Here is a 12,847-nt window from a genome sequence, read left to right on the forward strand (position 1 = left end):
CTATTGTAAAAATAGGCAATCATAATTTATCTTTTTAACGTAAAGTGAGATGAGAAGGTAGTCCCATCCATTAAAGTTGCCTTAAACCAGTAATCACTAGATGGTAATGGAGTGCCGTTATAGTTTCCATCCCAGCCAGGACCTTGTGGAGATAGTTGTTTGAGTAATTTACCATAACGATCAAATATGTAAATCTCGCTATTAGGTTCAAAAACTACAGAAACACCTATTAACTGCCAGTAATCATGAAACCCATCATTATTAGGAGTGAAATATCTAGGGTAACCCACAATACTGAAATCTTGTGTAGTAGTTCCACAGCCATTTCTATCTCTTACATAAGCAGTATAGAAACCTGGTGCAATGTTATCAAAGATAGGGCTGTCTTGAAAGGGTTCATCTAGACTTATGCGGTACTCGTAGTCTCCTAGGCCGCTTGCATTAATAGTTGCACTTCCAGAATCATTAGTACCAGCATTTACTACTTCTATACTGTTTATAGTTGCAGGTTCACTGATAATTACGGTAACTAATCGCTGTCTAGTACATCCATCAGAATTGCTTACCGTTACAGTATAATCACCTCCATTAGTTACAGATATAGACTCTGTAGTTTCTCCTGTGCTCCAAGAGTAGGTGTAATCTGTAGTAGAACCAGTTATAATACCACTATCGATAACTAGTGCTTGTGGGTTATTACCACAATAATCATACAGCTCTGTAAGTTCAATCACGGGAAGTGGATTAACTATAAGTTCTACTTCACTTATTCCAAAACAGTTACCATCAGGAGATTCTGCTCTTGCATAAATGGTCTGGTTATTTGCTGTTGTGTTTGTGTATGCAATAGGTAGAACATTTTGTTCTGTTAGAGCATCGTTGAGAGTGAGGTAATAGTTGAGTGTTACATCAGCTGGTGCATTAATAAGTACATTGCTACTCGCTGTAGTTAAATCAAATTCTGAAAAACCATCTTCTATACCGTCATCATCACAAGTGGAAAGTGTGGTGTCTTGAGCATCGCTAGCACTTACAGATAAGGTGACCATCGAGGTTGTGAAACAGCCTGTAATATCGTTAGTAACTCTGGCAACTATAGTTTGCATAGGTGTTAAGTTAGTGTAACTAGTGCTGTTTAAAGGATTCACGTCATTATCTGCATCATTTTGATTGATGAAATAAGTAACAGAAACTCCTGTTGCATTATCACTAATTGAATTGCTAAAACTCTCAAAACTAAAAATGGTTCTGCCATCTACGGTGCCGTCTTCATCACATTGAAAAGCAGTAAAGTCTAATGCGACAGGTTTAGGGTTAACTATTAATTCAAAAAATTGTGTAGTGTCGGCACAACTGTTAGATAATACATTTTCTACACGCACAAAGACCGTTTCATTAAAAGGAGTGTTGTTTCTATATGTATTAGGTAATGGGTTAATGCCTAAATCTGCATCGTTTTGTGAAGTATGGTAAGAAACATTAAAATCACTTGAATTTTGAGTTCCTAGAATTAATGATGTCTGATCACTAAGGTTAAAGTCTATGATTCCATCAAAATCATCATCGCATTCTTCTAATTCATTTACTGCATTAGAAATAGGTTGATCAAATATTTCTAGGTTAAAACTTAAAGTTTCATAACATGCAGCATTATTAGAATTATAGATTCTAGCGATTAGGCTTTGGTTAGCGACATTTGATTCATAAGGAGTAGTGATAGGGTTTAAGTTATCGTCTGCATTTCTTTGATTTGTGAAGTACCTTACTGTGTAAGTTATGTCGCTTTGTGATCCTAAAATTTCTGGTGTTGCAGTGTTATCTAAATCAAAAGTAGCCATGCCATCTTGATCAATATCACAAGCAGCCTGATCTGATATTGAGTTTGCTACTGGAGATTCATAAATTTGAACGTTTTTACGATATATTCTGGTGCTACCTCCACTGGTAAGAGAAAGTACAACATTATAAATTCTAGCTGCTGCATATGTATGTGTTGGGTTTTCTTGAGTAGAAGTATTTCCATCTCCAAAATCCCATAAAACTGAATCTGGTGGTGTATCTGATTGAAATTCAAAGGTGGTACCATCTCCTAGACATAGATTTTCTACATCTATAAGAGCAAAGAAACTTTGAATAAAAGGTGGTAATCCTTGTGTTGATGCTCGTCCAGAAAGAGGTATGGCATCATGTTGATAATTACATCCTGTTCCTACTGTATTTGGGTTATTGATTACTCCTAAAAAAGGTCTTCCGATATCATAAGAATCTGATATGGCTCTGTAGATTTTGCCATCTATTCCTAACTGTAAAGAACCACGGTATCCCTGTCTTGTGTCTATAACGGTACCGAAAACAATAGGATTTACTAAGTTAGTGTTGGTAAGTTGGTACTGATATAGGGTAGAGGTATGGTTTGCAGCACCAGATCCTCCAGCATCGTTAGATGCGGTAACATACAAAAGGCTACCATCAGGAGAAAATTCTACTCCATATCCAGCTTGATTTGCACCGCTGAAGGATAGTCTACGTTCATTAGAAACAACACCAGAGCTTTGGTCATAATCATAGATATATGTACCTGAATTCATATTACAAGAAACCATATATCTACCGTCTGGAGATATTTTTAAATTTCCTCTTCTTTCAGTGGTAGAAGTAGCTACAGTGGATATTACTGGAGTTAAATTAACACCGGCGGCACTTACAGTATAAGTAAAAAAGGAGTTATAGGCACCAAATCCAGATGCGTTTGCCATAGCTGTTACTAGAATTTCATCGTTAACGGAATGATTAATTGCCGTTAGTTTTTCTGCAGCCTGACCAATTAATTGTGGAGGGTTTGCAATGTTTGTAACTACCTCTCCAAGACCTAGGTTTCCAGTCATGTCTACTTCATAATAATGTATCCCATCAGAACCACCGAAGGCTGGAACATCTACTGTGAAAATATAATAGATATTTGGGTCCTGTGGTTTTGGTATGATAATAGCGCTTTGTGTACTAGATGGATTACCTCTTAATCCCACACCGTTAACCATGATGTTGTGCGAACTATCGTATACAGTAGATCCGTCCGTATAGAAAAGAAGTTGGCCATTTTCGTCAGATATGCTGGCGCAACCTTCATTAGTAGATACTTGACCATTTGTCAAAGCGGTAACAGCACCGGTAGCAGGATCGAAGTTTATACCTGCATTAAAACCAAAATACCAATTTGAGGCTTCTAATTGAGCATTAACTAAACTACAACTAAATAATATTGCCAATATAGAAATGGCATGAAAGAATCTCTTTTTCTGCATAGTGCGAATTTAATGCACACATATCACAATTGAGACTCTTTTAACATTTCCTGATTTTAAGCAAATGAATAATAATGAAAACGTCGCTATAAAATTAATTATAGCGACGTTTTATAAGTAGATTATGTTAATTGTATTTTACAAATCTCTCCTTTTTAATAATGCGTAGGACATATAAATAAATAATGTACTCCATATGCATACAGATGCTACATCTATCCATTCTATGTCGTAGGTAAATTCAATGCCATCAAATGTTAATTGATTTAGTGAAGATTGAACTAGGTCTACTTTAGATCCTGGCTCTTTGATTAGATTTGACATAGCGTTAAGTGGTAAAATATGAATTAACCAATTGTAAATTTCAGTTCCATAAGTTTTATCGATTACAAAAGCTATTCCATTTAAAATTACTTCAAAAATCCACCATATTATGACAAATCCTATGGCAAAGGCGCTTCTTTTGACTAGAATACCAGCAAATAAACAGAAGCAAAAGAATACTAAATGCGCTAAGAAGAATGCCCCTAAATAGCCCATTTGTGAGAAAATTATAGAAGGCTCGTCAAAGTCAGAGTAAATTAAGCCTAATATTAATGAGGCAATAAATACAACAACAGTGGTTAAAAAAGCCAGAACAAATGCTAAATAAAATTTGGAAAGAATCATTTCTTTTTTACTCATTCCATCTATTAAATTCTGCTTTATTGTTCTGTTACTGTATTCGTTGGCTGTTAAAGAGACAATTACTATTGCAATTAATATTTTTAAAAAACTTAAACAATAGGTTGAGATATGCCAAACCAAGGGGAAATTGAAAATGCCTAAATCTGCAATACTACCTTCAATCGGACCGAACCGGAAAGGGATTATACCAACTAGCATGGCTATCGAAATAATCAATAAATAAATAATGGTAAGTACTATACTGCTTTTACTATATCTGAATTTGTGAAATTCTATATCTAATAATCTTTTCATGGCGTGGATTAGTTTTTGTTAGTTAACTCGATGAATTGGTCTTCTAGGCTTTGTTTTCTATGCACTAATTTGCTTAGGATAATACCGCTCTCAAATGCATCTTTATTGATTTGTGCATTATCAACTGGTTCATAAAGTTTTACTTCTAGGCCGTTATCATGTGTAGTGATGGTACCGGCATAAGGTTTGTTTTCAATAAAACTATGTAAAGCTTTTCTATCACTAGCGTCTATAAAAATAGAGCCGTGATTTCTGTTCATTTCATCTACTGGTCCTGCATAAAGCATTTTACCTAATCTCAAAACAATAACATCGGTACATACTTTTTCAACTTCGTCAAGTAGGTGAGAGGCAAGTAATATAGTAGTACCGTTTGAAGCGATCTTTTGTATGATGTCTCTAATTTGTCTTATACCTTGTGGGTCTAGTCCATTAGTGGGTTCATCTAGAATTAATATCTCAGGATCATTAAGTAGCGCACTTGCGATTGCAAGACGTTGTTTCATCCCTAATGAATACGTACTGAATTTAGAATGGCTGCGATTTAAAAGATTTACTACAGCTAGCTTTTCTTCAATCTTAGATTTGTCTATATTTTTAATTTTGCAAACTAACTCTAGATTTTGAATAGCACTCATGCTAGGGTAGAAGTTAGGTCTCTCAATAATAGCACCTATTCTTTTGAGAGCGTCGTGATTTGATGTAGATCCCTCAAACCATTTATACTCTCCGCTAGTGGGGTTTACCACATTGAGCACCATTCCTAGAGTTGTGGATTTACCACTACCGTTAGGTCCTAGTATTCCATAGACATGGCCTTTTTTAATTTTAAATGAAATATGGTCTACCGCTGTTAATGCGCCATATGTTTTGTGAAGTTGGTTAATTTCAAGGATGGTTTCCATGAATGAGGTTTTTTTGTTGTATTATGTGACTGCAAGAAACGAAAAATGTTACTGTAATTATGTCAGAAAAGATTCTCAATGATAAATTATTATCAAATAAGAAGCCTACATTTCCTATAGGTAGTTCATTATCAGACTATGTGAAGCGGTATAATCGAGCTACTAGTATACCTGTGTCGTATGATGATTTACTTAGATTTGCTGGTTGTATAACGGTGTATGATAAGAATGATGAAGATACTTTGTGGGTGAGATGCTATTATTCTGACTCTGATAGAGAGCATATAGATAGGCATCTTAAAAGAATTTATGATATTCTACATAGTGATGGACGTGATGAGACTCTAGATTACTTAAGTGTCGATGCGGTTGATTATTGCACCTTTGGAAATACAAAACCATTCCGTATCAAGGTGAGTAATATTCTTAATGATGCTTTTACTTATTTTTATGTAAAAAAAGCTGATGCCTCTCGCGTTTATGGGTTAGAGTTAGAACATTTACTCTCACCACACCGTATTAATTTTTTAGTTTACAAAGACACTCTCATAGAAGAGCATATAGCAGGTATACCAGGTGATGAATTTATTGCAGATTATATGGATGGTTGCGATCACCAGGAGCTTACTCAAATAGCAAAGGAGTTTGTAAAGTTTAATGAACGTTGTTTGATACGCTTACTAGGTGATATGCGTTCTTACAACTATGTAGTTATTCCAACGCATGATTTTGATAGAGTAAGTTATGCTATACGTGCGATAGATTTTGACCAGCAATCTTATGAGGGTAAATTAAAGGTGTATCGACCACAGTTTTTTAAGGAAAACCTTCCTATGGTAACTAATGTTGCAGAGTGTTTAAAAAGCGCCAGTATAGAACAATATAAAAAAGAAGAACGCGCCTTGATCGCAAAGCGTTTAATCAATACACAAACCAGGTATAAACAACTTATCAAATGTATGAGAGCCGACTTTATATCGACACCTGTAAAGTTTAAACAGCTTAAAAGAGAATTACATGAATTTACCGGTGATGTTAAATTTAAAACGGCAAGAAGTATGGGAGGTATTTTAAATACTGCTATGGAGTTTGTGAAGAGAAATTACCATGATCTAGACCATTAAATAAAAATGTCTCTAACGACTTTAAGTACGTTAGAGACATTTTTTAATTTTTTAAGTATGGGTAAAAAAGTTTATTTCTTTTCTTCACGATTAAAGTAAACTAGATAGTAATACATCTGTTTTTCTTCGTCCCATCCTTTTTCAATAAACTTATCTGCACTATCAGGATTAGTAAAGTCCATTTTTATTTGAACATGAGTGTCTAGATTAATAACACTTTTTATTCCTTTACGAGCTGCACTTACTGCAGTGTTAGAGATAGGAAAACTAGACACATCTTCTATAGAGTGTTTTGCACCTTGATCTACTTTATAATTTTTAAATTCTGGAATTAGATCTGGGTTATCTAATGTTTCATTTAAAAAGGCAGATTCTTCAAAAGTGTCATTTTTTGCAAAATGATTTACTGCACGATTCATAAACATTACTTCTTCCTTCTTATCCTCTGCAGGTAGAACTACGTCTTTTGCAAAGTCTTGACAAAATTTCAAATATTTCTTAGTAAAGAAGTTTTCATCTTCAAAAACATCTACACCTAGAAAACTCTCTAGCCAGTATTTTGCATCATAACGGTTAGAATCTACAGAAAGGATTTTGTACCCTACTTCTTCTTCGACATTAAATATGATGGCACCTTTATCAAGTTTATTTAAGTTCACTCCTTGTTGTAAGATCATCTTTAAATCAGACTCTCCTTCTTCAAATTGTAAAAACTCTTGTTTTATCTCACTCTTAAAAATACCTATTGCATCAGTTTTATTGTTGTCCACCATTACATTATCAAAGTAACATATGTATATCTCACCACTTCTTATGTGTGGATGGTCTGACTGCTGGTATAAGTGTTTTGCCATCTTTTTACTATTTTCTAGTAAAGAAGCTGGTGTTGAGAATATCGCTTTCGCGTAAGCGTACATCTCATGAAACTCTAAGTCATCTTCATGTGTGAAACTATAATAAGCCTCTTCTTTAGAGCGGAAAGATTTTAGAAAATATTCCTTTAAAAGAGAATGCATCTCGTCATCTAGCGGTGTGGTGTTATCTGACGTAAGAAGATGTTCTCCTTTATTCTTATTACCTACACGATGTATGGCTAGGTTTTCAATTCTAGTGTTAAATAAATTAATCATAGGCTAGTATAGGTCGTTTTCGTCAAAGGAATGCTCATCATAGAACTCGTCATCACCATCATCTATATCACCACGATATTCTTCTTCTCCATCTTCATGAAAACGAGGGTCTGCTTCAAACTCTTTGTCAGGAGCGTTATCAGGTAATTCACCTACAGAAAATATTACCTGTGGATAGGCTGTTCCAGATACATTACTAACAATATCTGCTAGTTCTACAGAGAACGTCCATAGACTTAAGAAGTCATAAATGTAGATCATCCTAGTCTTAGTTTTACTCATGGCATTTTCTAATAAAGTGTCGGCCATTTTCTTAACTGGTGCCATACCGCCACTCATATCAAATAGGCAATACTCTTCACCTTGATTCCATTCTTCATCACTGGCGTAGAAACTAGCCATTTCATCTCCTTCTAGTTGAAAGGACTGTACAATAACGTTGTGAAACTCTTCAAGTGTGCTGTTAGCATCAATTTCTATGTCTCTAAAACAGTCGTCATTTGCATCAAGAAGAACTCTTAATCTATAGATCATTTACTTCAATTTTTAAGGATGGCAAAGATATGAATTTTGAACCTGATCTATGTTATTATGATTAGTAGGAATTTCAGTATTTAACCTGTTAAATAACATGGGAAAAATAAGTTCTATTATGGATAAGTACATTTCTAAATGTTGTTAACTGATTTAAAAACATCTACTACTTTTTGCGCTTTTTCTACATCAGTATCTAGAATGTATAGTTCTACACTTTCTGCTGTGGTGCCAAAACCGGCTAGTCTACCAGATTCTTGATTGTTTTTTATAATAGAAGGTATGTTTTGTTCTTCTAGTAATTGTGCTAGTCTGTTAATTGTTATAGCACTTGCTGTGTATATTCTTACCTGTTCTGCCATGAGTATGTTGTTTAATGCTTTTATTTAAAACGTTAGATTGATAGATATAGTTCATGGAAAGCTCAAATATTTGATAAGAATTTCATAAAAAAAAACTCTCGTAATCTTGTTAAGGATTATGAGAGTTTTATTTCTATATAAATAATGGTTTACATTTTTTATTTATTTAAGAATGAAGAATACATCCATACTAGTTTTTCTTGTGAGCTTATGTAATCACTCATTAAGGCGCTAGTACCTTCGTCGTCAGCATCAGAAGAAAGGGATAGTAATTCACGTTGAAGGATAATTATAGTTTGAAAAGAAGATAAAATGTCTTCTACAGCTACAATACCATCACTTACTTGTGCGCTTTCTTTAATTTGAGAAGCAGCTCTATAATCTGCATAATTGTGTTTAGGAGTGTGACCTAGTGTCAGGATTCTTTCAGCAACTTCATCTATTTTAAGAACAAGGTCATTGTATAATTCTTCAAATTTTACGTGTAGTTCAAAAAACTTTTCTCCTTTAATATTCCAGTGAAAACCTCTGGTGTTTTGATAGAATATGGAGTAATTAGCTAGAAGTTCATTTAATTTTTCAGCTAGTTCTTTTGCTTTGTCGCTGTCGAGTCCTATTAAGTTGGTATTTTTCATGGTGTATAATTTAAATATTGTGTGGGTTCTTAATTATTTGATATAAAGTTAGTCTTTATCTATAGTAACTTATGTGACACATGTTACTTAACGTGCTGTTTATATTATGATTTTAGTGCGACCCTTAATCGCATCCATAAATAGAACTGTACGCCTAAGATTAAAGAGGCGATAACTAAATGAACTGCCTGAGAACCAAAAGGGAAATCTAGGTAATTCATAAAAACACCGCTTAAAATGGTAATAACAAATAAACCTGCCAGTAAATAGTATGGAGTTTTAGGATGTTGAAACTTCTGTATCATCTGATAGAAAAACCAAATGTGTGCGATTACTAATAAAATAGAGTAACTTCTATGTATAATAAAAACTAACGGTCCATTTTCTAACCATGTAGAGCTTAATGGATAGCCTAGTAAATCTACTTGATGGTCTATAAACTGTCTAACTTGTGTCCCCATGGCTACTTGTACGAGAGTTAGAATAATAAGTAAAGCAGCAAATTGAGCCATTTTCTTATTAGATTTAAAACGGTAATCAATAGGTTTTACCTCATGTAATAGATAAATCAATAATCCTACGATAAGCAACGCTACTATCATATGAAAGGTGATCAATGCTGGAGATAAATGAGTGTCTACAACTATTTTACCTATGACAGCCTGCACCATCATGGATATTACAGCCACAAAGCTTAAAATAGTTATCCATGGTCTCTTCTTTAAATAACGCAATGAAAATATAAACATGATCAAAACTACCAGACCACCTAGTGCGCCTACCAGTCGGTTAACATACTCCGTCCAGGTGTGGTAAACATTAAAAAGAGCATAGTCATGTTTAGTATAAGGCTCCCAATTTTTTTCAGAAAAGGTTTTTGTAGAGAAAAAATCATCTTTGGCTACACGCAGTTCTTCGTCTACTATAATCACCATTCCTTCTTTGTACGGTGTTTCTGGTGAGAACTCTATTTGAGATTGCTCTGTCGGTGGTATTAAATAACCAAAACACTTAGGCCAGTCTGGACACCCCATACCGCTACCAGTCATGCGCACCACAGCGCCAGCGATAACTATAAGATAAATAAGTAAGATGCTGAGAGATAGCCACTGACGGTATCTTTTTTCTGAGAAGAAATTTTGAATAGTTTTATTCATTGCAATCGTTTCTTTTGTAACCTTTTTAATTAATGTAACCTATCACCACGTACTTCTAGATCGCTTATAAAGCTAGCTTCATAATCTAACCAGTAGTTCCAGCGTACCATGACGTCATCTTCAGGAAAATGCATTTTTGCAAGTTCTAAAAAGAGTTTGTAATGAGAAGCTTCGGCAACCATAAATTTATAATAGAACTCTTGTAAATCTGTATCATCTAGATTTTGCCATAATGTTTTAAAACGCTCACAACTGCGAGCTTCTATCATGGCACAAATAAGTAGTTGATCTAGAAAATACCCTTCACGGCTTTGGCCTTTTTTCTTTCCTTTGACCAGTTTTTTTACATATTCATCCTGTCTTTGTAAACCTAGTTCCAGACCTCGTTCTTTTAACTTTGCAATAACCATTCTAAAATGGCCCCATTCTTCAGTAACTACAGGTGATAAGAGTTCTACAATACCTTCACGTTCAGAATATTGTTGTATTAACGATATAATATTACTTGTTGCCTTTTGTTCACAAAAAGCATGGTCGGTAAGAATGTGTTGTAGGCTTATGGTAGAAATATCTGCCCATCGTGGATCAGTGGGTAATTTAAGACCTAGTGTAAATTTCTTTTCGGCTTTCATTTTCATACTACAAAGGTCGTGAACCCTGTGGATTTATAACAAGATTTGTTAACTTTTCATTCTATTAAATTATATGCACTAGGTAAACGGTTATCTCTACTTAAATACCGTTAAATAAGTTGCTCCTATAACAATAAAAAGGGTACATTTAAGTGCTTAATATAAAACATACTATCATGACCACCAGAGAAGTAGCAAATCAACTAGTAGCATACTGCCGTAATAATGAAGAGCATAAAGCTTATGAAGAATTGTACAGTCCAGATATAACAAGTGTAGAAATGTCAGAGCCTATGAAAGAAGTAAAAGGTTTTGATGGTCTACAGAAAAAAGGGCAGTGGTGGAAAGAAAATTTTGAAGTACATGGCAATAAGGTGTCAGATCCTGTAGTTGCAGACGGTCATTTTGCTGTTACCTTCTGGATGGATACGACGCACAAACCTAGCGGTCATCGTTCTCAAATGAATGAAATAGGAGTGTATCAGGTAAAAAACGGTAAAATATGGAGAGAGCAATTTTTCTATGATACAGAAGAATGAATTTAATTCTATCGCTTTAAATTATCTTGTTTTTTTGATGGAGAACTCGCTTTCGCGAAAGCGGAAACAACATCATAACCAGTACCGTAAAACAGTCTCTGTAGTAGCAATAAAATTCTGCGACTAAAAAACTATCTTTGCAGCCCTTAAATCATAACAGAATATGCCCGTAGAGACAGCTACAAAATCAGTCGCTTTTTACACATTAGGTTGTAAACTTAATTTTAGTGAGACCAGTACCATTGCACGTTCTTTTGAACAAGAAGGTTTTGGTAGAGTAGACTTTGAAGAAAAAGCAGACATCTATGTGGTGAATACCTGCAGTGTTACAGAAAATGCAGATAAACGTTTTAAATCTGTGGTTAAAAAAGCGCAGAAGGTAAATGAAGATGCTTTTGTTATAGCAGTAGGTTGTTATGCGCAATTAAAACCAGAAGAACTGGCCGCTGTAGATGGCGTAGATCTTGTTCTAGGTGCTACAGAAAAATTTAAAATTACCGATTATCTTAATCAGCTATCTAAGGAAGAACCAGCACAAGTACATTCCTGTGAAATAGATGAGGCAGATTTTTACGTAGGATCTTACTCTATAGGTGATAGAACTAGGGCTTTTCTAAAAGTGCAGGACGGTTGTGATTATAAATGTACATACTGCACCATACCGCTAGCTCGTGGAATCTCGCGTAGTGATACTTTACAAAATGTAATGGATAACGCAAGACAGATAAGCGAGCAAGGAATTAAAGAAATAGTCCTTACAGGTGTTAATATAGGTGATTATGGAAAAGGCGAGCACGGTAATAAACGTCATGAGCATACTTTTCTAGATCTAGTTCACGCACTAGATACAGTAAAAGGAATAGAGCGTTTACGTATTTCTTCCATAGAACCTAACTTATTGAAGAATGAGACTATAGAATTTGTCTCAGGAGCAAATGCCTTTGTGCCTCATTTCCATATACCATTACAGGTAGGGAATAATGAGTTGTTAGGTAAGATGAAGCGTCGCTATAATCGAGAGTTATATACAGATCGTGTCAGTAAGATTAAAGAAGTGATGCCAGACTGTTGTATAGGTGTAGATGTGATAGTAGGATTTCCAGGAGAGACAGACGACCATTTTCTAGATACTTATAATTATTTAAGTGAACTAGATCTCTCATATCTACATGTATTCACGTACTCAGAAAGAGAAAACACACCAGCCGCTACTATGGAAGGAGCTGTACCTATTAACGTACGTAAAAAAAGATCTAAAATGCTACGTGGTCTGTCTGTAAAGAAACGCCGTGCTTTTTATGAAAGTCAGTTAGGGAAGACTAAAACAGTATTATGGGAAGCAGAGAATAAAGAGGGCTTTATTCATGGATTTACAGAGAATTATGTAAAAGTAAAAACTTACTGGAATCCAGAATTTGTAAACCAATTGCACGATGTGAAACTATTATCCATAGAAGAAGATGGAATAGTACGCATAGAGGCAATAGATTAAACTTTAAAATACCTTACTTCACATAAAAATAAATTAAACTTGCAAGCGTTATTC

At 34.7% G+C, this 12,847-nt stretch carries 12 protein-coding genes; 3 read left to right on the forward strand and 9 right to left on the reverse strand.

All coding sequences use genetic code 11. The features are described from left to right. Window positions 1–26: 26 nt before the first annotated feature. The 3 genes from ACJJVN_RS07720 to ACJJVN_RS07730 form a co-directional block, all read right to left on the reverse strand. Entirely contained in the window at window positions 27–3,302 is a 3,276-nt protein-coding gene (locus ACJJVN_RS07720) for a T9SS type B sorting domain-containing protein (protein ID WP_405377702.1), read from the reverse strand. 138 nt (window positions 3,303–3,440) lie between these two features. Beyond that, a complete protein-coding gene (locus tag ACJJVN_RS07725) occupies window positions 3,441–4,283 on the reverse strand; it encodes an ABC transporter permease (RefSeq protein ID WP_405377703.1) in 843 nt (280 codons plus the stop codon). Window positions 4,284–4,291: 8 nt separating this feature from the next. Further along, the gene (locus ACJJVN_RS07730) at window positions 4,292–5,188 is read right to left on the reverse strand and encodes an ABC transporter ATP-binding protein (RefSeq protein ID WP_405377704.1); all 897 of its coding nucleotides are present in this window, start codon (window positions 5,186–5,188) and stop codon (window positions 4,292–4,294) included. Window positions 5,189–5,247: 59 nt separating this feature from the next. Between ACJJVN_RS07730 and ACJJVN_RS07735 the strand changes: the two genes are divergently transcribed. Next, window positions 5,248–6,312, forward strand: coding sequence for a hypothetical protein (locus ACJJVN_RS07735; RefSeq protein ID WP_104515164.1), 1,065 nt, complete (start codon window positions 5,248–5,250; stop codon window positions 6,310–6,312). Window positions 6,313–6,383: 71 nt separating this feature from the next. Here the strand turns inward: ACJJVN_RS07735 and ACJJVN_RS07740 are convergent, their stop codons facing one another. The 6 genes from ACJJVN_RS07740 to ACJJVN_RS07765 all read right to left on the reverse strand — a co-directional run bounded on the left by ACJJVN_RS07740 (window position 6,384) and on the right by ACJJVN_RS07765 (window position 10,768). Next, window positions 6,384–7,442, reverse strand: a complete 1,059-nt coding sequence (locus ACJJVN_RS07740) for a nucleoid-associated protein (RefSeq protein ID WP_104515163.1) — start codon at window positions 7,440–7,442, stop codon at window positions 6,384–6,386. 3 nt (window positions 7,443–7,445) lie between these two features. Continuing rightward, the gene (locus ACJJVN_RS07745; protein WP_104515162.1) at window positions 7,446–7,976 is read right to left on the reverse strand and encodes an IS1096 element passenger TnpR family protein; all 531 of its coding nucleotides are present in this window, start codon (window positions 7,974–7,976) and stop codon (window positions 7,446–7,448) included. Between the two features lie 134 nt (window positions 7,977–8,110). Then, a complete protein-coding gene (locus ACJJVN_RS07750; RefSeq protein ID WP_104515161.1) occupies window positions 8,111–8,338 on the reverse strand; it encodes a putative signal transducing protein in 228 nt (75 codons plus the stop codon). Window positions 8,339–8,496: 158 nt separating this feature from the next. Then, complete coding sequence (locus ACJJVN_RS07755) at window positions 8,497–8,973, reverse strand: Dps family protein (protein WP_405377705.1); 477 nt, start codon at window positions 8,971–8,973, stop codon at window positions 8,497–8,499. 104 nt (window positions 8,974–9,077) lie between these two features. Further along, window positions 9,078–10,130: a COX15/CtaA family protein gene (locus ACJJVN_RS07760; RefSeq protein WP_405377706.1), complete on the reverse strand. Its 1,053-nt coding sequence runs from the start codon at window positions 10,128–10,130 to the stop codon at window positions 9,078–9,080. A gap of 29 nt (window positions 10,131–10,159) precedes the next feature. Next, entirely contained in the window at window positions 10,160–10,768 is a 609-nt protein-coding gene (locus tag ACJJVN_RS07765) for a tRNA-(ms[2]io[6]A)-hydroxylase (protein ID WP_104515158.1), read from the reverse strand. Window positions 10,769–10,938: 170 nt separating this feature from the next. Between ACJJVN_RS07765 and ACJJVN_RS07770 the strand changes: the two genes are divergently transcribed. Together ACJJVN_RS07770 and mtaB are read left to right on the forward strand one after the other, a co-directional pair. Then, entirely contained in the window at window positions 10,939–11,301 is a 363-nt protein-coding gene (locus tag ACJJVN_RS07770; RefSeq protein WP_405377707.1) for a SnoaL-like domain-containing protein, read from the forward strand. Between the two features lie 163 nt (window positions 11,302–11,464). Further along, the gene (gene mtaB / locus ACJJVN_RS07775; RefSeq protein ID WP_405377708.1) at window positions 11,465–12,793 is read left to right on the forward strand and encodes a tRNA (N(6)-L-threonylcarbamoyladenosine(37)-C(2))-methylthiotransferase MtaB; all 1,329 of its coding nucleotides are present in this window, start codon (window positions 11,465–11,467) and stop codon (window positions 12,791–12,793) included. The last annotated feature ends 54 nt before the right edge of the window (window positions 12,794–12,847 follow it).

This window comes from Nonlabens sp. Asnod3-A02 (assembly GCF_045063755.1).
GTDB classification, from domain to species: domain Bacteria; phylum Bacteroidota; class Bacteroidia; order Flavobacteriales; family Flavobacteriaceae; genus Nonlabens; species Nonlabens xylanidelens.